The sequence below is a fragment of the Streptomyces sp. NPDC001717 genome (assembly GCF_042892775.1).
Classification (GTDB): domain Bacteria; phylum Actinomycetota; class Actinomycetes; order Streptomycetales; family Streptomycetaceae; genus Streptomyces.
This window is the reverse complement of record NZ_JBIAUK010000043.1, coordinates 1-18974: the sequence shown is the minus strand read 5'-3', so window position 1 is coordinate 18974 and position 18974 is coordinate 1. Positions and strand designations below refer to the sequence as shown.

At 71.1% G+C, this 18974-nt stretch carries 17 protein-coding genes; 7 read left to right on the top strand and 10 right to left on the bottom strand.

Annotated features, from left to right (window positions below; translation table 11 throughout):
• Positions 1-64: 64 nt before the first annotated feature.
• From ACFYZL_RS37365 to coxB, 3 genes are read right to left on the bottom strand one after another with little or no spacing between them, the layout of a single operon-like run.
• A complete protein-coding gene (locus ACFYZL_RS37365; protein WP_384587467.1) occupies positions 65-463 on the bottom strand; it encodes a cytochrome c oxidase subunit 4 in 399 nt (132 codons plus the stop codon).
• The gene (ctaD, locus tag ACFYZL_RS37360) at positions 460-2196 is read right to left on the bottom strand and encodes a cytochrome c oxidase subunit I (RefSeq protein ID WP_384587471.1); all 1737 of its coding nucleotides are present in this window, start codon (positions 2194-2196) and stop codon (positions 460-462) included. The genes ACFYZL_RS37365 and ctaD overlap by 4 nt, the downstream gene beginning before the upstream one ends.
• Positions 2193-3164: a cytochrome c oxidase subunit II gene (gene coxB, locus ACFYZL_RS37355; protein WP_384587474.1), complete on the bottom strand. Its 972-nt coding sequence runs from the start codon at positions 3162-3164 to the stop codon at positions 2193-2195. The genes ctaD and coxB overlap by 4 nt, the downstream gene beginning before the upstream one ends.
• A 283-nt stretch (positions 3165-3447) precedes the next feature.
• Between coxB and ACFYZL_RS37350 the strand changes: the two genes are divergently transcribed.
• A complete protein-coding gene (locus tag ACFYZL_RS37350) occupies positions 3448-4827 on the top strand; it encodes a cysteine desulfurase/sulfurtransferase TusA family protein (RefSeq protein WP_384750511.1) in 1380 nt (459 codons plus the stop codon).
• A 267-nt stretch (positions 4828-5094) separates the two neighbouring features.
• Here ACFYZL_RS37350 and ACFYZL_RS37345 read toward each other — a convergent pair whose 3' ends face one another.
• On the bottom strand, positions 5095-6072 hold the full coding sequence (locus tag ACFYZL_RS37345) for a carbohydrate kinase family protein (protein ID WP_384755409.1): 978 nt from the start codon (positions 6070-6072) through the stop codon (positions 5095-5097).
• A gap of 131 nt (positions 6073-6203) precedes the next feature.
• Here ACFYZL_RS37345 and ACFYZL_RS37340 point away from each other — a divergent pair, with 131 nt between their 5' ends.
• Together ACFYZL_RS37340 and ACFYZL_RS37335 are read left to right on the top strand one after the other, a co-directional pair.
• Positions 6204-6443 carry a hypothetical protein gene (locus tag ACFYZL_RS37340; protein ID WP_384596553.1) on the top strand — a complete coding sequence of 80 codons (240 nt, stop codon included), beginning with the start codon at positions 6204-6206 and terminating at the stop codon, positions 6441-6443.
• Between the two features lie 68 nt (positions 6444-6511).
• On the top strand, positions 6512-8101 hold the full coding sequence (locus ACFYZL_RS37335) for a hypothetical protein (RefSeq protein WP_384755412.1): 1590 nt from the start codon (positions 6512-6514) through the stop codon (positions 8099-8101).
• Between the two features lie 85 nt (positions 8102-8186).
• Here ACFYZL_RS37335 and erpA read toward each other — a convergent pair whose 3' ends face one another.
• Entirely contained in the window at positions 8187-8543 is a 357-nt protein-coding gene (erpA, locus tag ACFYZL_RS37330; RefSeq protein ID WP_030010511.1) for an iron-sulfur cluster insertion protein ErpA, read from the bottom strand.
• A gap of 325 nt (positions 8544-8868) precedes the next feature.
• On the opposite strand from erpA, the gene nadA reads away from it, so the two are divergent.
• The gene (nadA, locus tag ACFYZL_RS37325; protein WP_384737151.1) at positions 8869-10056 is read left to right on the top strand and encodes a quinolinate synthase NadA; all 1188 of its coding nucleotides are present in this window, start codon (positions 8869-8871) and stop codon (positions 10054-10056) included.
• Between the two features lie 104 nt (positions 10057-10160).
• Here nadA and ACFYZL_RS37320 read toward each other — a convergent pair whose 3' ends face one another.
• The 3 genes from ACFYZL_RS37320 to ACFYZL_RS37310 all read right to left on the bottom strand — a co-directional run bounded on the left by ACFYZL_RS37320 (position 10161) and on the right by ACFYZL_RS37310 (position 15016).
• A complete protein-coding gene (locus ACFYZL_RS37320; RefSeq protein ID WP_388685320.1) occupies positions 10161-13292 on the bottom strand; it encodes an efflux RND transporter permease subunit in 3132 nt (1043 codons plus the stop codon).
• Between the two features lie 145 nt (positions 13293-13437).
• Positions 13438-14160, bottom strand: a complete 723-nt coding sequence (locus tag ACFYZL_RS37315; protein WP_384755419.1) for a response regulator — start codon at positions 14158-14160, stop codon at positions 13438-13440.
• A 34-nt stretch (positions 14161-14194) separates the two neighbouring features.
• Positions 14195-15016: an adenosylcobinamide-GDP ribazoletransferase gene (locus ACFYZL_RS37310; protein WP_388685317.1), complete on the bottom strand. Its 822-nt coding sequence runs from the start codon at positions 15014-15016 to the stop codon at positions 14195-14197.
• A gap of 70 nt (positions 15017-15086) precedes the next feature.
• Here ACFYZL_RS37310 and ACFYZL_RS37305 point away from each other — a divergent pair, with 70 nt between their 5' ends.
• Positions 15087-15866 (top strand): hypothetical protein, encoded by a 780-nt coding sequence (locus ACFYZL_RS37305; RefSeq protein WP_384755424.1) that lies wholly within the window; start codon positions 15087-15089, stop codon positions 15864-15866.
• 54 nt (positions 15867-15920) lie between these two features.
• On the opposite strand, the gene ACFYZL_RS37300 is transcribed toward ACFYZL_RS37305, so the two are convergent.
• Positions 15921-16199, bottom strand: a complete 279-nt coding sequence (locus tag ACFYZL_RS37300) for a hypothetical protein (protein ID WP_388685313.1) — start codon at positions 16197-16199, stop codon at positions 15921-15923.
• A 13-nt stretch (positions 16200-16212) separates the two neighbouring features.
• Positions 16213-17010: a PspA/IM30 family protein gene (locus tag ACFYZL_RS37295; protein WP_384595139.1), complete on the bottom strand. Its 798-nt coding sequence runs from the start codon at positions 17008-17010 to the stop codon at positions 16213-16215.
• A gap of 255 nt (positions 17011-17265) precedes the next feature.
• Here ACFYZL_RS37295 and ACFYZL_RS37290 point away from each other — a divergent pair, with 255 nt between their 5' ends.
• Entirely contained in the window at positions 17266-17865 is a 600-nt protein-coding gene (locus tag ACFYZL_RS37290) for a DUF3043 domain-containing protein (protein ID WP_384755430.1), read from the top strand.
• Positions 17866-17939: 74 nt separating this feature from the next.
• Complete coding sequence (locus ACFYZL_RS37285) at positions 17940-18650, top strand: class I SAM-dependent methyltransferase (RefSeq protein WP_384755433.1); 711 nt, start codon at positions 17940-17942, stop codon at positions 18648-18650.
• Positions 18651-18974 lie beyond the last annotated feature (324 nt).

The following is an 18974-nucleotide window of genomic DNA, read 5'->3' as shown; positions in this document are numbered from 1 at the left end:
CCGGACTCCTCCATCGGAGGTGTCCGGGCCCCAGGTGCCTCGCGGCGCTGCCGCGCGGGTGTTGCTACTGGTTCGCGTTCTCACCGCGGTAGTACTCGTACACCCAGCCCCACAGGCCGATCACGAGGATCGGGGCCGAGAAGTACATGAGCCACCAGCCGAAGATGACGCCCATGAAGGCGAACGCGCCGCCGATGCCCAGGAAGAGCGGCATCCAGCTGTGCGGGGAGAAGAACCCCAGCTCGCCGGCCTCGTCCGCGACGTCGGCCTCCAGGTTGTCCTGGGCCATCTCGTCCACGCGCTTGGCCGTGAAGGCCAGGTAGTAGCCGATCATGGCCGTCAGGCCGAAGGTCAGGAACAGCGCGGTGGTGCCGACGGGCTCCTTCGACCACACGCCGTACACGACGGCCATGATCAGGACGAACAGGGAGAGCCAGAGGAACATCTTGCCCTGGATCTTCACTTGCCGGCCTCCTTGCTGCCGCCGGTGACGGCCGCCTTGGTTCCGGCGTGGTCCTCGAGGTGGTCGAGGGCCGCGATCTCCGGGTGGTGCAGGTCGAACGCCGGCGATTCACTGCGGATGCGCGGCAGGGTGAGGAAGTTGTGCCGCGGCGGCGGGCAGGAGGTCGCCCACTCGAGCGAACGGCCGTAGCCCCACGGGTCGTCGACCTCGATCTTCTTGCCGTACTTGGCGGTCTTCCAGACGTTGTACATGAACGGAAGCATCGACAGGCCGAGCAGGAAGGAGCTGATCGTGGAGATCGTGTTCAGCAGGGTGAAGCCGTCGGCGGCGAGGTAGTCCGCGTAGCGACGCGGCATGCCCTCGGCACCGAGCCAGTGCTGCACCAGGAACGTGCCGTGGAAGCCCACGAACAGGGTCCAGAAGGTGATCTTGCCGAGGCGCTCGTCCAGCATCTTGCCCGTGAACTTCGGCCACCAGAAGTGGAAGCCGGAGAACATCGCGAAGACCACGGTGCCGAAGATGACGTAGTGGAAGTGCGCGACGACGAAGTACGAGTCGGAGACGTGGAAGTCCAGCGGGGGCGAGGCCAGGATGACGCCGGTCAGGCCACCGAAGGTGAAGGTGACCAGGAAGCCGACGGCCCAGAGCATCGGGGTCTCGAAGGACAGCGAGCCCTTCCACATGGTGCCGATCCAGTTGAAGAACTTCACACCGGTCGGGACCGCGATCAGGAAGGTCATGAAGGAGAAGAACGGCAGCAGCACACCGCCGGTGACGTACATGTGGTGGGCCCACACGGTCACCGAGAGGCCGGCGATCGCGATCGTCGCCGCGATCAGACCGATGTAACCGAACATCGGCTTGCGGGAGAAGACCGGGATGACCTCGGAAATGATGCCGAAGAACGGCAGCGCGATGATGTACACCTCTGGGTGCCCGAAGAACCAGAAGAGGTGCTGCCAGAGCAATGCGCCGCCATTGGCCGCGTCGAAGACGTGCGCACCGAACTTGCGGTCCGCCTCCAGCGCGAAGAGCGCGGCGGCCAGGACCGGGAAGGCGAGCAGGACCAGGACACCGGTCAGCAGCACGTTCCAGACGAAGATCGGCATGCGGAACATCGTCATGCCCGGAGCGCGCATGCAGATGATCGTGGTGATGAAGTTGACCGAACCGAGGATCGTGCCGAAGCCGGAGAAGGCCAGACCCATGATCCACATGTCGCTGCCGATGCCCGGCGAGCGGACGGCGTCGGTCAGCGGCGAGTAGGCGAACCAACCGAAGTCGGCCGCACCCTGCGGGGTGACGAAGCCGGCCACCGCGATGATCGAGCCGAAGAGGTACAGCCAGTACGCGAACATGTTCAGCCGCGGGAACGCCACGTCGGGCGCGCCGATCTGCAGCGGCATGATCCAGTTCGCGAAACCTGCGAACAGCGGCGTCGCGAACATCAGCAGCATGATCGTGCCGTGCATCGTGAACGCCTGGTTGAACTGCTCGTTCGACATGATCTGCGTACCCGGACGGGCAAGCTCGGCGCGCATGAAGAGCGCCATGATGCCGCCGATGATGAAGAACACGAACGACGTGAGCAGGTACATCGTGCCGATGGTCTTGTGGTCGGTGGTGGTGAGCCACTTGACGACCACGTTGCCCGGCTGCTTGCGCCGTACCGGCAGCTCGTTCTCGTACGAGTCAGCTGCGGCGGCACCCTGGGATTCGTTGAGGATGCTCACAGTTTGTTCGTCTCCGCATTCCGGGCCGGGTCGGTCTGCTTGATGCCGGCCGGCAGGAAGCCGGTCTGACCCTTCTCCGCGAGGCCCTTCAGGTACTTCTGGTACTCCGCGGGGGAGACCACCTTGACGTTGAAGAGCATGCGGGAGTGGTCGACGCCGCAGAGCTCGGCACACTTGCCCATGAAGGTGCCTTCTTCGGACGGAACGACCTCGAAGACATTGGTGTGGCCCGGGATGACGTCCTGCTTGAACAGGAAGGGAACCACCCAGAAGGAGTGGATGACGTCATTGGACGACAGGATGAAGCGGACCTTCTCACCCTTGGGGAGGACCAGGGTCGGCCCGGGGTTGCCCGTCTCCGGGTTCTTGTCGCTGGGGACACCCTTGACGTAGACGCCTTCGGCGCCCGCCGGGAAGTCCTTGGTGAAGCGGTCCGGGATGGAGGCGAGCTCCTTGGGAACCTCGCCCTTCTTCGGGGTGGCCGCGTCTCCGTCGACGTTCTCGACGTAGTTGAAGCCCCAGCTCCACTGGTAGCCGACCACGTTGATCGTGTGCTGCGGCTTGGTGAGCTCCAGCAGCTTCGACTCGTCACGCGCGGTGAAGTAGAAGAACACCGAGACGATGATGAGCGGGACCACCGTGTACAGCGCCTCGATGGGCATGTTGTACCGGGTCTGCGGGGGGACCTCCACCTTCGTCCGGCTGCGCCGGTGGAAGATGACGGACCACAGGATCAGGCCCCAGACGAGGATGCCCGTGATGAGTGCGGCCGCCCAGGATCCCTGCCACAGGGAGAGGATGCGCGGACCCTCCTCGGTTACCGGTGAGGGCAGTCCGAGGCGGGGGAAGTCTTTCCAGTTATACGAGCAACCAGTGGCGGTCGCCAGGACCACGCCCGCAGTCAGCGCCTGCAGCAGCTTCCGCCGCATCGGGCGCCGCGGCGAGCGGTCGGAGCCGTAGGGACTCACGTAGCGCCTTCCCGAGAGTCTCGGCCCGCGCGGCCGGCCGCGGCCGTGTTCGGGTCGGTCGCCGGCCCTGACGCAGGCAGGGGTTTGGATGTTTATGCGGACCAAACCCTACTGGACGCTATTTGAGGTCGCGCGGGGAGGGTGCCCAACGCGCCGCCAGGGCCCCCGAAGGGATGGATCCGCCGTCCGGGGGACGGATCCGGAACCCCTGAATGGCGGGCTCCGGAAGCCATCTGACGGCCCCTGACCTCGGTCGCGGTCGGGCTGCGGCTAGCGTGCCGGTATGCCGTACTTCGACGCCGCGTCCGCCGCCCCCCTGCATCCCGTGGCCCGCCAGGCCCTGCAGGCCTCCCTGGACGAGGGCTGGGCCGATCCGGCCCGGCTCTACCGGGAGGGAAGGAGGGCGCGGCTGCTGCTGGACGCGGCGCGGGAGGCCGCCGCGGAGGCGGTGGGCTGCCGGGCGGACGAGCTCGTGTTCACTCCTTCGGGGACGCACGCGGTTCACGCGGGGGTCTCGGGAGTCCTCGCGGGGCGCCGGCGCGTCGGGGACCATCTGGTCGTGTCCGCGGTCGAACACAGTTCTGTACTCCACGCCGCCGAGGCGCACGCGGGGCGCGGCGGGTCGGTGACGCAGGTCCCGGTGGACCGGTTCGGCGCGGTGGCTGCCGCCGGGTACGCCGAGGCGCTGGGCGCTTCGACCGCGCTGGCCTGCCTGCAGTCGGCCAACCACGAGGTGGGCACGGTCCAGCCGGTGGCAGAGGTGGCGGAGGTCTGCCGCGAGGCCGGGGTGCCGCTGCTCGTGGACGCGGCGCAGTCGCTGGGCTGGGGTCCGGTCGAGGGCGCCTGGTCGGTGCTGGCCGCCAGCGCGCACAAATGGGGCGGGCCGCCGGGGGTGGGGCTGCTGGCGGTCCGCAAGGGGGTCCGCTTCTCGCCCCAAGGCCCCGCCGACGAAAGGGAGTCGGGCCGCTCCCCCGGTTTCGTGAACCTCCCCGCGATCGTGGCGGCGGCGGCCTCGCTGCGGGCGGTCCGGGCCGAAGCGGAGGCGGAGGCGGCCCGGCTGCGAATCCTGGTGGACCGCATCCGGCGGCGGGTGGTCCGACTGGTGCCGGACGTGGAGGTGGTGGGCCACCCCGACGTCCGTCTTCCCCACCTGGTCACCTTCTCCTGCCTGTACGTGGACGGCGAGACGCTGCTGCACGAGCTGGACCGGGCGGGCTTCTCGGTCAATTCGGGGTCGTCCTGCACCAGCTCCACGCTGACGCCGAGTCATGTGCTGCGGGCGATGGGGGTGCTGTCGGAGGGGAACGTACGGGTCTCACTGCCGCCGGGCACGCGGGCGGAGGAGGTCAACGCGTTCCTGGAGGTGCTGCCGGGCGCGGTGGCGGGCGTGCGGGAGCGGCTGGGGGTGCGCGAACCCGCCGCCGTGGCGCCCGTGGCGGACTCGGTGGAGCTCGACGCGCTGGGCCTGCGCTGCCCGCAGCCGGTGATCGAGCTGGCCCGGGCCATCACCTCCGTCCCTGTCGGCGGCACGGTGACGGTCGTCTCCGACGACGAGGTGGCGCGGCTGGACATCCCGGCGTGGTGCGGGATGCGGGGGCACGAGTACCTGGGCGAATCGCCCCGCCCGACGGGCGTGGCGTACTCCGTCCGCCGCCTGGTCTGACGCCGGGCCTCCGCCCCGGACCCCACTCCTCGATCGCCGGAGCGGCTGCTTTGCCTCCGGCGGCGCCTCAAACGCCGGCGGGGCTGATTTTGGCCGGGGCACATCCAGCCCCGCCGGCGTTTGAGGCGCGGGGGTCCGGGGGCGGAGCACCCGGCAGCGGCCGCCGCACCCGCTGGACGGGGTCGGGCCCCGGCGGCGCCGCACCCGCGGGACACGGCGGAGCCCCAGCGGCGGCGGCTGGGGCCCCGTGAACCGGACCGGAGGTCTTCAGGCGGAGAGGTGGGACTGGACTTCCGCCGCCGCCTCGTCGCCGTACGCCTTGGTGAAGCGCTCCATGAAGTGCGCCCGCGCCAGGGTGTACTCCTGGGTGCCCAGGGTTTCGATGACCAGGGTCGCCAGCATGCAGCCCACCTGCGCGGCGCGCTCCAGGCCGACGCCCCAGGCGAGCCCCGTCAGGAACCCGGCGCGGAAGGCGTCGCCGACGCCCGTCGGGTCGACCTTCGCGTTCTCCTCGGGGCAGCCGACCACGATCGGCTCCTCCCCGACCCGCTCGATCCGCACGCCCTGCGCGCCCAGCGTGGTGACCCGGGTGCCGACCTTGGACAGGATCTCCGCGTCCGTCCATCCGGACTTCGACTCGATGAGGCCCTTCTCGTACTCGTTCGAGAAGAGGAACGTCGCGCCCTCCATCAGGGTGCGGATGTTCTCGCCGTCCATGCGGGCGATCTGCTGCGAGAAGTCGGCGGCGAAGGGGATCGCGCGCGTGCGGCACTCCTCCGTGTGGCGGAGCATCGCCTCGGGGTCGTCGGCGCCGATGAGGACCAGGTCCAGCCCGCCCACGCGGTCGGCGACGGACTTCAGCTCGATCAGGCGGGCCTCGCTCATCGCGCCCGTGTAGAAGGAGCCGATCTGGTTGTGGTCGGCGTCCGTGGTGCACACGAAGCGCGCGGTGTGCAGCACCTCGGAGATGCGGACGGACTCGGTGTCGACGCCGTGCCGGTCGAGCCAGGCGCGGTATTCGTCGAAGTCGTAGCCGGCGGCGCCGACCAGGATCGGGCGGCTGCCGAGCTGCCCCATGCCGAAGCAGATGTTCGGGCCGACACCGCCCCGTCGGACGTCGAGGTTGTCGACGAGGAAGGAGAGGGAGACCGTGTGCAGCTGGTCCGCGACCAGCTGGTCGGCGAAACGGCCGGGGAAGGTCATGAGGTGGTCGGTGGCGATGGAGCCGGTGACTGCGATGCGCACGGCGTGGACGCTCCTGCGGAGGACGGCAAGGGACAGTCAAAACTACCCGGTGAGCGGGCTCCAGCCGAACGCCCGAAACTACCCCGTAGTAGGTCTTTCTTCGCACGAGCCGCGGTGCCTACGGTGCCTCCATGACCTACACCGACGGTTTCGGCTACTCCGAGTACACCTCCGAGCGGTCCGGCGCGGAAGGCTCGCGTCAGCCCGGTTTCGCCGGCCTCCTGGGCGACTGCGCCCGAATGGCACCGCATTGGGCGGTTCCGGCGGGCCCCCGGCCGGTCCGGGTGGCGCCCTCGCAGATCCACGGGATCCGTGTGCCGGCGGCCTCGGCCCGGCTGATCGCGGGCACGGCGGCGTACGGGGACCAGTAGGGAACCGGTTGCGCGTCTGTTCCGTCACACCCGCATCAGCCATGCGGGACCGGTGAAGGAGCGATGCGGTGACCAGCGAACGACCCGATACGGGCGATGCGGCCGACAAGGTCGACACGGCCCCCACGGCCGATCCGGCCGGCACGTCGGACGTGGCCGACCTGGCCCATGCGACCGACCTGGCGGATGTGGCCCCCACGGCCGTCGCCCCCGACGCGGCAGCGACTCCACGCGCCGGCCGACGTCGGCCCGCCTGGGCCGTCGCCTCGATCGCCGCCGCCGTGTTGCTGGCCGGCGGCGGGACCGCGTACTGGGCGTCCGCGGCCCACGGCGACGGCACGGCGGGCGGTCGTACGGGCGACAGCGCGGCCTCCGCGCCGCGTGACGCGGGAGATCCCCCGGGGCCGGGCATCGCGCCCGGGGAGCCCGACCCGTCCGGCGGGCCGGTCACGTACCGGGCCGACGTGAAGCTCCCGGACGGCCCGGCGACGGCGCCCGCCTACGCCGCGTCCGGGGAGGTCACCTCCGAGGAGGTGGCCCGGCTGGCGACGGCCCTGGGCATCCAGGGTGCTCCGCGGCTCGCCGGGGAGACCTGGCTGGCCGGGGAGTCCGCGGACGGCTCCGGGCCCCTGCTGACGGTGTCCGCGAAGGCGCCGGGGACCTGGAACTTCGCCCGCCACCAGGGCAACGGCAACGGCACCGGGGACAACTGCGTCCGGGGCAAGGACACGTGCGGCCCGGCGACCCTCCCGCAGGACGGGGCCGATGGCGGCGCCGGCGGAGCGAGCGCCGGCAAGCCGCTGTCGGAGGAGGCCGCCAAGGCCGTCGCCCGCCCCGTGCTGGCCGCCGCCGGCCTGGACGGGGCCGCGCTCGACGCCCGGCTCGTCCAGGGCTCGGTACGGGTGGTCAAGGCGGACCCGGTGTTCGGCAAGCTGCCCACGCAGGGCTGGTCGAGCACGGTGAGCGTGGCCGGCGACGGCTCCGTGGTGGGAGGCAGCGGCGAGCTGAAGGCCCCCGTACGGGCGGCCGAGCAGCCGGTGGTCGGGGCCGTGGAGGCACTGGCCCGGCTGAACGCGCGGTCGAGCGGCCAGGAGGGCACCGGCCCCGGGCCGAGCGGCTGCGCGACCTCCGTCCCACTGGATCCGGACACCGCCGTCGCGTCGACGGACACCCCGCCGTGCAACCCGGACCCCCGGCCGATGAAGCCGCCGCGCACCGAGACGGTCAAGGGGGCCTCGCTGGGCCTGGTCCCGGGGACGGTCGACGGGGTGCGGGGCCTGGTCCCGGCCTGGATCTTCGAGGTGGCGGGCCGGGACGGCGCCCCCGGGCGCTCGGTGACCGAACCGGCCGCCGCGCAGGCTCCCCCGCAGACCACTCCCGGCGGGAAGGACGGCCGTACCGTTCCGGGGTTCTCGTACGCGGACGCGGACCGGAAGCTGACCGTGAACTTCTGGGGCAGCCCGTGCAGCACGTACGCGCTGGAGGCGCGGGAGTCCGCCGAGTCGGTGCTGGTGAAGATCACGGACACCCCGAACCAGCCTGGCCAGGCCTGCATCATGCTCGCGCAGGAGATGTCCGCGACGGCCACGCTGCAGCAGCCGCTGGGCTCGCGGAAGGTGCTCGACGCGACCACGGGCAAGCCGCTCCCCCGGCAGTAGCCCCCGGGGTTCCCGGGTACGACGTGGGCCCGCCTCCGGTCGATGCGACCGGTGGGCGGGCCCTCGTCGTGGATTCCTGCCTGGCTTAGCTGAACGAGTCGCCGCAGGCGCAGGAGCCCGTGGCGTTCGGGTTGTCGATCGTGAAGCCCTGCTTCTCGATGGTGTCGACGAAGTCGATGGAGGCGCCGTGGAGGTACGGGGAGCTCATCCGGTCCGTGACGACCTTCACACCGTCGAAGTCCTTCACGACGTCGCCGTCGAGGGAACGCTCGTCGAAGAAGAGCTGGTAGCGCAGGCCGGAGCAGCCGCCGGGCTGGACGGCGACGCGGAGCGCCAGGTCATCGCGGCCTTCCTGCTCCAGCAGGGTCCTGACCTTCTCGGCGGCGGCGTCGGACAGGAGGATGCCGTCGCTCACAGTGGTCTTGTCGTCCTGTACGGACATCTACATTCACTCCCGAAGTGGGCGGCTCCCCGCGGGGGGCGGGGAAACGTCGGACTCTTGCCGTCGGTGGCAACGAGCGGGACCGCGATTTCATTCCGGACCCGACGCTTGTTTCAGATATTCATGCTCGCACACCGCGCGGGGGACGGGCCCGAACGGAAGGGACGGATCCGCGGGCTGATGCGTCACATTGACGCTATCGGCATCGTCAAACTGACATGAAGCGGTTATGATAGATAGCGTCATATAGACGAGAAGCCGAAGCGATCTTCCAGAAATCCGGTCTTCCGACCCTCCGGAAGCCCCTTGTCGCAGAACAGAAAGGGTGCGTGTCGTGACCACCGCCCAGCCTTTGGACGTCCAGCCGACGCCCCTCGCCCTGCTGCTGCTCGGCCGCGAAGCCGACCCGAAGAGCGAGCGCGGGGTGGAGTGCCCCGGCGACCTGCCCTCTCCGTCCGACCCGGACCTGGTGGCGCGCGCCCGCGCCGCCAAGGAGAAGCTCGGCGACAAGGTCTTCATCCTCGGCCACCACTACCAGCGTGACGAGGTCATCGAGTTCGCGGACGTCACCGGCGACTCCTTCAAGCTGGCCAAGGACGCGGCCGCCAAGCCGGAGGCCGAGTACATCGTCTTCTGCGGCGTGCACTTCATGGCCGAGTCCGCGGACATCCTGACCTCGGACGACCAGAAGGTCGTGCTGCCCGACCTCGCGGCCGGCTGCTCGATGGCCGACATGGCCACCGCCGAGCAGGTCGCGGAGTGCTGGGACGTGCTGACCGAGGCCGGCATCGCCGGTTCGACGGTTCCCGTCTCGTACATGAACTCCTCCGCCGACATCAAGGCCTTCACCGGCAAGCACGGCGGCACGATCTGCACCTCGTCCAACGCGAAGAAGGCCCTGGAGTGGGCCTTCGAGCAGGGCGAGAAGGTGCTCTTCCTCCCGGACCAGCACCTGGGTCGCAACACCGCCGTCCGCGACATGGGCATGTCCCTCGACGACTGCGTGCTCTACAACCCGCACAAGCCGAACGGCGGCCTGACCGTCGAGGAGCTGCGGAACGCGAAGATGATCCTGTGGCGCGGGCACTGCTCGGTCCACGGCCGGTTCTCGGTGGACTCGGTCAACGACGTGCGCGAGCGCATCCCCGGCGTCAACGTCCTGGTGCACCCCGAGTGCAAGCACGAGGTCGTCGCGGCCGCGGACTACGTCGGCTCGACGGAGTACATCATCAAGGCGCTGGAGGCGGCCCCGGCCGGCTCCAAGTGGGCCATCGGCACCGAGCTGAACCTGGTCCGCCGCCTGGCGAACCGTTTCGCCGCGGAGGACAAGGAAGTCGTCTTCCTCGACAAGACGGTCTGCTTCTGCTCGACGATGAACCGCATCGACCTCCCCCACCTGGTGTGGACCCTGGAGTCCCTGGCCGAGGGCAACCTCGTCAACCAGATCCAGGTCGACAAGGAGACCGAGAGCTTCGCGAAGCTCGCGCTGGAGCGGATGCTGGCGCTCCCGTAGGGGCGTGGGCCCGTCCGGCCCGCAGACGCCCGAAGGGGCGGCACCCGTTGGGTGCCGCCCCTTCGGCATGCGGTGGGCGGGCGGGGCCGTACGGCCCCGTCCGGTCAGACACCGGCCGGCGTCTCCTCCTCCCGGGGGGCGACCACCGTCAGGCGGGCCTCGCGCTTCGCCGAGCGCTTGGCGCGGCGGCGCTCCTTGCGGAGTTCCACCATCGTGTAGAGCGTCGGCACCAGGAGCAGCGTCAGCAGCGTGGAGGTGACCAGGCCGCCGATCACCACGACCGCGAGCGGCTGCGAGATGAAGCCGCCCTCACCGGTGACGCCGAGCGCCATCGGGAGCAGCGCGAAGATCGTCGCCAGGGCCGTCATCAGGATCGGGCGCAGGCGGTGCCGGCCTCCCTCGATGACGGCTTCGACGACGCCGAGGCCCTGGGCCCGGTACTGGTTGACCAGGTCGATCAGGACGATCGCGTTGGTGACGACGATGCCGATGAGCATCAGCATGCCGATCATCGCCGGGACGCCCATCGGGGTGCCGGTGACGAGGAGCAGGCCGATGGCGCCGGTCGCCGCGAACGGGATGGAGACCAGCAGGATCAGCGGCTGGACCAGCGAGCGGAAGGTCGCGACCAGCAGCATGAAGACGATCGCGATGGCCGCGAACATGGCCAGGCCCAGCGAGGCGAACGCCTTGTCCTGGTCCTCGGAGACGCCGCCGATGGAGGCGGTGGCGCCCTCGGGCAGCTTCAGGGCCTTGATCTTCGTCTGGAGGTCGGCGCTGACGGCGCCGGTGTTGTCGCCGACCGGCCGTGCGGTGATGGTGGCGGCGCGGGCGCCGTCGATCCGTGTCATCGCGACCGGGCCGGGGACCTCCTTGACCTCGGCGATGTCACCGAGCTTGACGGGGCCGACCGGCAGGGCCTGCAGCTGGGCCAGGGTGGTGGCCGGCTGCGCGGACTTGATGACGATGTCCCGCTCGGTGTCGTCGAGTACGGCCTTGCCCGCCGGGTTGCCCCGTACGGCCTGCGCGACGATCCCGCCGAGTGCGGCCTGGTTCAGGCCCAGTTCGGCGGCCTTGGGGGTGGCGGTCACCGAGATCCGGGGCACGGACTGGGAGAGGTCGCTCTGTACGTCGGTGACGTTCTTCAGGGTGGCCACCTCGGCGCGGACCTGCTCGGCGGCCTTGGCGAGGACGCCGGCGTCCCCGGCCTTGACGACCACGCTGAGGTTCTGGTTGCCGAAACCGTCGCCCGCGGCGATCCGGGTCTCGCCGATGCCGTCGAGGGCGGCGAGCTTGCCCTCGATCTGCTTCTTGACGCCGTCGGCCTTGCCCGAGTCCTTCAGGGAGACCTGGTACGAGGCCTGGTTGGAGCCGGTGCCGCCGCCGAAGGCCGCGAGGAAGCCGGAGGAGCCGACGGTGACCTGGTAGCTCTTGACGCCGTCGACCGAAGCCAGCACCTTCTCGATCTTGCGGCTCGCCTCGTCGGAGGCGGCCAGGGAGGTGCCGGGGGCCAGTTCCTGCTTGACCGTCAGGACCTGCTGCTCGCCCTGGTCGAAGAAGTTGGTCTTGAGGAGCGGGGTCATGCCGAAGGTGCCGAGGAGGACGACCACGGCGATGGCCACGCTCGTCAGCCGGCGGCGGGTGGCGAAGCCCAGGACCCGGACGTAGAGGCGCTGGAGCTTGGCCGCCGCCTCCTTCTCCTCCGCGTCGCGGCGGGCCTTGGCGGCGCTCTCGGCGTCCCCGGCGGTGATGCCCTTGGGCGCGCTGAGGAACCAGTACGACAGCACCGGCACGACCGTGAGCGAGACGATCAGCGAGGCCAGCAGGGCCGCGGTGACGGTGAGCGAGAAGGAGCCGAAGAGCTCGCCGATCATGCCGCCCACGAGGCCGATCGGCAGGAAGACGGCCACGGTGGTGAGCGTGGAGGAGGTGACCGCGCCGGCCACCTCCTTGACCGCGGTGAGGATGGCGCTCTCGCGCTCCTCGCCGTAGCCGAGGTGGCGCTTGATGTTCTCCAGGACCACGATCGAGTCGTCGACGACGCGGCCGATGGCGATGGTGAGCGCGCCCAGCGTCAGCATGTTCAGCGACAGGTCGCGGGTCCACAGCACGATCAGCGCGAGGACGACGGACAGCGGGATGGAGACCGCCGTGACCAGCGTCGAGCGCAGCGAGGCCAGGAAGACCAGGATCACGATCACGGCGAAGAGCAGGCCGAGCATGCCCTCGGTGGTGAGGCTGGAGATCGACTTGGCGACGGCCGGTCCCTGGTCGCTGACGACGGTCAGCTCGGCGCCGGCGCCGAGGGTGGAACGCAGCGCGGGCAGCTTGTCCTTGACGGCGTCGGAGATGGCGACGGCGCTGCCGTCCTTGTCCATCGTCATGACGAGGGCGAGGCTGGGCTTGCCGTTGGTACGGGTGATGGAGACGGCCTTGGCGGCCTCCTGCTTCACCGTGGCGACGTCGCCGAGGCGGACGGCGGGCTTGCCCGGTCCGGCGCTCAGGCGCAGGTCCTGGACCTGGGCGAGGGAGGTGTAGCCGGTGCCGACGCGGACGGTCCGGTTCTTGCCGGCCTCGTCGAAGGAGCCGGCGGGTACGGTCGCTCCGCCCGCCTGGAGGCCCTGGGCGAGGGCGGCGCCGTCGAGGCCGGCGGCCGCGAGCCTGGCGTCGTCGGGGGTGACGGTGACCTGGAGGTCCTGGACGCCGTCGACGGTGACCTGGCCGACGCCCTCGATGTCCGAGAGGACCGGGACGACGGAACGTTCCAGCTGGTCGGCGAGGGCCTGCTGGTCCTTGTCGGAGGTGACGGCGAGGATGACCGTCGGGATGTCGTCGGTGGAACCGGCCACCACCTGCGGGTCCACCTCGGCGGGCAGCCGGACCCGGGCCCGGTTGACGGCCTGCTGGACGTCGGCGACGAGCTGCTTGGTGCCGCTGTCGCCGTAGTCGAACCTGGCCATGATGAGGGCGTTGCCCTCACTGGCGGTGGAGGTGATGCCGGTGACTCCGTCGACGCCCTTCAGCATGGCCTCGATCGGTTCGACGACCTGCTTCTCCACCACGTCGGGCGAGGCGCCCTGGTACGGCGCGAGCACGGACACCATCGGCAGTTCGATGGACGGCAGCAGCTGCTGCTTGAGCTGCGGGATGGCGATGGCGCCGAAGAGGAGCGCGACGAGCGACACGAGGCCGATCAACGCCCGTTGGGCAAGGCTGAAGCGGGACAGCCAGGACATGGGTGTGGGATCTCTCTGCAGTGGGAACGCAAGGGCGTTTCCAGCCTGTCCCGCGGTCGGGGCGTCCCGCGTCGCCCCCAGGTCCCGTCCTTATGTGGCACATACCGCGTCCGCAGTACGCCGCACTACTGCACCGCGTACACCGCTACTCCGCGCGGGGCCGGACCAGTCCCGATTCGTACGCGATGACCACCAATTGGGCGCGGTCGCGGGCGCCGAGTTTGGCCATGGCCCGGTTCACGTGGGTCTTGACGGTGAGCGGGCTGACCTCCAGCCGGCCGGCGATCCCGTCGTTGGACAGCCCGGCGGCCACGTGTACGAGGACCTCGCGCTCGCGGCCGGTCAGGGCGGCGAGGCGCTCCGCGTGCGACCCCGCCGTGGCCGCGGCCGGGTCGGCGCCGCCGCCCTGCGCGAGGAAGGTGGCGATGAGCCCCTTGGTGGCGGCCGGGGAGAGCAGCGCCTCGCCGGCGGCGGCCACGCGGATCGCGTTCAGCAACTCCTCGGGCTCGGCGCCCTTCCCGAGGAACCCGGAGGCGCCGGCCCGCAGGGCCTGGACCACGTACTCGTCGACCTCGAAGGTCGTGAGCATCACCACGCGCACGGCGGCGAGTTCGGGATCCGCGCTGATCATCCGGGTGGCGGCGAGCCCGTCGGTGCCGGGCATCCGGATGTCCATGAGCACGACGTCCGCCCGCGTCTCGCGCGCGAGGGCGAAGGCCTGCGCCCCGTCGGAGGCCTCCCCGACGACGTGCATGTCGGGTTCCGAGTCGACGAGCACCTTGAAGGCGGAGCGCAACAGCGCCTGGTCGTCGGCGAGGAGCACCCTGATGGGCGCGGCGGCGGTCGGCCGCGTCGGAGTCTGGTCCACGGGGTGAGCGTACGTGGGCCGTTGCCCGCGGGGGTCAGCCGAGGGCGAGGACGATCAGGGTGGCGGTCGCCGCGGTTTCGGCGACCGCACCGAAGACGTCGCCGGTGACCCCGTCGAAGCGGCGCACGCAGCGGCGCAGCAGGAGTTCGGCGGCGACGAGGGCGGCGAGGACGGCAACCGCCGCGCGGGCGGCGGCCGGAAGGCCCAGCGGGAGGGCGGCGGCGGCCGCGGCCACCGTGGTCAGGGCCGCCAGGGCGGCGGCCGTGCGGCGCGGGACCACGCCGGCGACGGCCGCGCCGAGGCCCTCGGGGCGGGCCGCCGGGACGCCGTCGCGGGAGGCGAGGGTCATGGCGAGGCGGGCGGCCACGGCGGCGGTGACGGCGGCGAGGGCGCCGCGCGCCCAGCCGTCGGCGTACGCGTCGGACAGGGCGGCGACCTGCACCAGCAGTGTCAGCACGAGGGCGACGACGCCGAAGGGACCGATGTCGGACTGCTTCATGATGCGCAGCGCGTCCTCGGCCGGTTTGGCACTGCCCAGGCCGTCCGCCGTGTCCGCGAGGCCGTCCAGGTGCAGCCCCCGGGTCAGGGCCGCCGGTACGGCGACGGTGACGGCCGCGGCGAGCAGCGGGCCGCCGCCGAGCGCCAGGAGCAGTACTCCGGGAACGGCGGCGAGCAGGCCGACGACCAGCCCGGCGAGCGGGGCGCAGGCCATGCCGGTGCGGGCGGCGGGGCGGTCCCAGCGGGTGATGCGGGCGGGCAGCACGGTGAGGGTGCCGAACGCGAAGCGCACGCCGTCGAGGAGCGTGGCGCGGTCCGCGGGCGGCGTGGGCGCCGGTTCTTCGTACGAATCTGTCATCGGCGCGAACGCTACCCGCTCACCACGAGCGGTAAATTGCCCATTACCCACCAAAGAGGGAGGCAGTGGGATGGGTCACTGGTGGTATCGGAACATCGTCGAGCCGGGGAAGCTGCCCATGCTCCTCGCGCTGCTCGCCTTCGTGACGTCGTTCCTGGTCACCCGTGTGATCACCCGGCTGATCCGGGCCGGTCGGGGCCCCTTCAAGAACATCACCCCGGGCGGCCTGCACGTGCACCACGTGGTGCCCGGCGTGATCCTCGTGATCATCGGCGGCTTCGGGGCGGTCGGCAGCGCCCGCCACGGCCTCGCCGCCTGCCTCTCGGCGGTGATCTTCGGCCTCGGCGCGGGCCTGGTCCTGGACGAATTCGCGCTGATCCTGCACCTCGACGACGTGTACTGGAGCGAGGAGGGCCGCAAGAGCGTCGAGATCGTGGTCCTGACGGCGGCGCTGGTGTGCCTGGTCCTCGGCGGCTTCCTGCCCTTCGGGGTCAACGACCTGACCTCCGAGGAACGGCAGAGCCGCGGGCTGGTCGCCATGAACACGGCCACCAACTTCTTCCTGGCCCTGATCGCCCTGTGGAAGGGCAAGGCCCGCACCGCGATCTTCGGGGTGGTCATCCCCTTCGTGGCGCTCGTCGGCGCGATCCGGCTGGCCCGGCCCGGGTCCCCGTACGCGAAGAGGTTCTACGCGAACCGCCCGCGCGCCCGCGCCAAGGCCGGGCTGCGCGCCTTCCACCACGACCGCCGGTGGGCGGCGCCGCGGCGCAAGTTCGAGAACTTCATCGGCGGGACCCCGGACCCGAGGCAGCCGGCCGCCGTCTCCCCGGAGAAGCCGGAGAACCGATGACGGGCCCGCCCCATGCCCCGGGGACGGGCCCGTCGTCGTGTCGTGGTGACCTGCTCAGCCCGGAATCAGGCCGTCGTCACTGAGCATGTCCCTGACCTCGTCCAGCGTCGCGTCCGCGCCGGGCAGGATCAGCTCGGACGGCTCCAGCGCGTCGTCGGGCAGCGGCTCGCCGAGCCGCCGTACGGCTTCGAGCAGCGCCCCCAGTGTCCGCCGGAAGCCCTCCTCGTCACCGCCCTCCATCTCCTCCAGGAGCGCGTCGTCCAGCGTGTTGAGCTCGGTGAAGTGGCCGTCGGCCACCTTCACCTGACCTTCCCCCATGATGCGGACAATCATGACGGGCCCCGTCCTACTGCTTGTCGAACCGGTGCGGGCTCTGCGACTGCTGCTGACCGGCGCCCGGGGCGCCGCCCTCGATGGCCTGCTGCTGGGCGGAGGGACCACCCGCGAGCTCCGCCTTCATCCGCTGGAGCTCCAGCTCCACGTCCGTACCGCCCGACAGGCGGTCCAGCTCGGCCTGGATGTCGTCCTTCGAGCCGAGTCCGCTCTGGTCGTCGAGCGCGCCCGACGCGAGCAGCTCGTCGATCGCCCCGGCCCGGGCCTGGAGCTGGGCGGTCTTGTCCTCGGCCCGCTGGATGGCCAGGCCGACGTCGCTCATCTCCTCGGAGATGCCGGAGAAGGACTCCGCGATCCGGGTCTGCGCCTGGGCCGCCGTGTAGGTGGCCTTGATGGTCTCCTTCTTCGTACGGAAGGCGTCCACCTTGGCCTGCAGCCGCTGGGCGGCCAGCGTCAGCTTCTCCTCCTCGCCCTGGAGGGTCTGGTGCTGCACCTCCAGGTCGCTGACCTGCTGCTGGAGCGAGGCGCGACGGGACAGCGCCTCACGGGCCAGGTCCTCACGACCCAGCGCCAGCGCCTTGCGGCCCTGGTCCTCCAGCTTGGCGGACTGCCCCTGCAGCTGGTTCAGCTGCAGCTCCAGCCGCTTGCGGGAAGTCGCCACGTCGGCGACTCCGCGGCGCACCTTCTGCAGCAGCTCCAGCTGCTTCTGGTACGAGTAGTCGAGGGTCTCGCGCGGGTCCTCGGCCCGGTCAAGGGCCTTGTTCGCCTTCGCGCGGAAGATCATCCCCATACGCTTCATGACACCGCTCATGGGCTTCGCGCGCCCCCTTCTGGACGGACTGTGTTCCAGGTCACCGACAAGACCCACAGTACGGGGCCTGTCTCCATTACCGCACTGTTCGAGTACGGATGTGCTCCTCCTCCAGGACGACTCCGCTCCCGCCGTATCAGGCGTAAGGAGTAGGTGCGCCCCCGAGGAGACTCGCACCCTGGAAGACGCCCGCCGTTGCCGGATCGTTCCCCGCCGGGGTGGGGCCCATGCGCTCGACAACGTAGGGTTGGGTTTGTGTTTGGTAGCCGCTCCTCCAAGGAAGAGAAGGCCGCCGCCACCGACAAGGTGAGCGCCGACCTCTCGCAGCCCCGTGACCCGCAGGCCCCGAAGGGCCGCCCGACGCCGAAGCGTGCTGTGGCCCAGTCGCAGCGCAAGGCCGTGGTGGCCTCGACCGGCAATCGCAAGGAAGACGCCAAGCGGGCTCGTGAGCGCCGTCGCGTGGAGATGGCCAAGCAGCGCGAGGCGCTGGCCAGCGGCGACGAGCGCTACCTGCCCGCGCGCGACAAGGGCCCCGTCCGCCGGTTCGTCCGCGACTACGTGGACTCCCGCTTCTCGGTCGCCGAGATGTTCCTGCCCCTGGCAGTGATCATCCTGGTGCTGAGCATGATCCGGCAGCCGCAGATCCAGAACATCGCGCTGCTGCTGTGGCTCGGCGTGATCGCCCTGATCATCGTCGACTCCATCGGCCTGGTCTTCCGCCTGCGCAAGGCCCTGAACCAGCGCTTCCCGAACGAGCCCCGCCGCGGCGCCGTCGCGTACGGCCTCATGCGCACCCTCCAGATGCGCCGGCTGCGCCTGCCGAAGCCGCAGGTCAAGCGCGGGGAACGGCCCTGAGCGGATTTTCCGAGGGCGCCCGGCTCTGGCTGGAGGGCCTGGGCGGACTGCGTAACGCCGTCCGCCAGGAACTCGTGGGCCGGCAGGTCGACGAGCAGATCTCGCAGCGCTTCCCGGTGGGACAGCGGCTGCGCGTCCTCGACGTGGGCATGGGCCAGGGCACGCAGGCACTGCGGCTGGCCCGTGCCGGACACAAGGTGACGGGCCTGGAGAAGGACTCCGGCATGCTCGCGGTCGCCCGTGCGGCGCTCGCCGCCGAGCCGGCGGGGATCCAGGACCGCGTCCTCCTCATGGAGGGCGACGGCCGCGAGACCGGCGCGCACTTCACGCCGGGCAGCTTCGACGTGGTGCTGTGCCACGGGGTGCTGATGTACGTGCCCGAGCCGGACGCCATGCTCGCCGGACTGGCCCGGATGCTCGCCCCCGGCGGCCTCCTCTCCCTGCTGGTCCGCAACGGCGACGCGCTCGCCATGCGGCCGGGGCTGGACGCCGACTGGAAGGGCGCGCTGGCCGCCTTCGACACCGTCGACTACACGAACCGGCTCGGCCTGGACGTACGCGCCGACCGCCTGGCCGACCTGACGGCCACCCTCGCCGGGATCGGGGCGCCGCTGCACTCCTGGTACGGGGTGCGGGTCTTCACCGACGGGACGGAGGCGGGCGGGTCCCTGCCGGCGGACGAGGAGCTGGAACGCCTCCTGACCGCCGAGGACCGCGCGGGCCGCACCGATCCCTATCGGGGGGTGGCGGCGCTGCTGCACTTGTGCGGGGTCCGGGGGCAGTAGCCTCCCCCGCCGGTGCTCGGCGTCCCGTCCCTTGCGCGTACCCCCGCGCCGGCGGGGCCGGGTGCGCGGCTGGGCGCCGAACGCCGGTGCTCGGCGGGGCCGGCCCGTGCCCGTACCGCCGCGCCGTCGGGGCCGGGTGTGCGGTGGGGCGCCCCCGCAGGGCGTCGAACGGAACCCGTTCGCCTTGCCGGTGCCGCATGGGGTTCGACGCCCGGGGAGGTGCCCCGCCGCGCGCCCGGCCCCGACGGCCCACCCTGCGGCCCGGCCCGGTCAAGGCGGTGCCGCTGCGCGGAGCCGGTCCCCTACCCGCCCTTCCACCGTTCC

Excerpts from the sequence above, each read along its gene's own strand:
- ACFYZL_RS37350 (WP_384750511.1), top strand. The coding sequence starts at position 3,448 with ATGCCGTACTTCGACGCCGCGTCCGCCGCCCCCCTGCATCCCGTGGCC.
- ACFYZL_RS37340 (WP_384596553.1), top strand. The coding sequence starts at position 6,204 with ATGACCTACACCGACGGTTTCGGCTACTCCGAGTACACCTCCGAGCGG.
- erpA (WP_030010511.1), bottom strand. The coding sequence starts at position 8,543 with ATGTCCGTACAGGACGACAAGACCACTGTGAGCGACGGCATCCTCCTG.
- ACFYZL_RS37320 (WP_388685320.1), bottom strand. The coding sequence starts at position 13,292 with ATGTCCTGGCTGTCCCGCTTCAGCCTTGCCCAACGGGCGTTGATCGGC.
- ACFYZL_RS37310 (WP_388685317.1), bottom strand. The coding sequence starts at position 15,016 with ATGACAGATTCGTACGAAGAACCGGCGCCCACGCCGCCCGCGGACCGC.
- ACFYZL_RS37305 (WP_384755424.1), top strand. The coding sequence starts at position 15,087 with ATGGGTCACTGGTGGTATCGGAACATCGTCGAGCCGGGGAAGCTGCCC.
- ACFYZL_RS37300 (WP_388685313.1), bottom strand. The coding sequence starts at position 16,199 with ATGATTGTCCGCATCATGGGGGAAGGTCAGGTGAAGGTGGCCGACGGC.
- ACFYZL_RS37295 (WP_384595139.1), bottom strand. The coding sequence starts at position 17,010 with ATGAGCGGTGTCATGAAGCGTATGGGGATGATCTTCCGCGCGAAGGCG.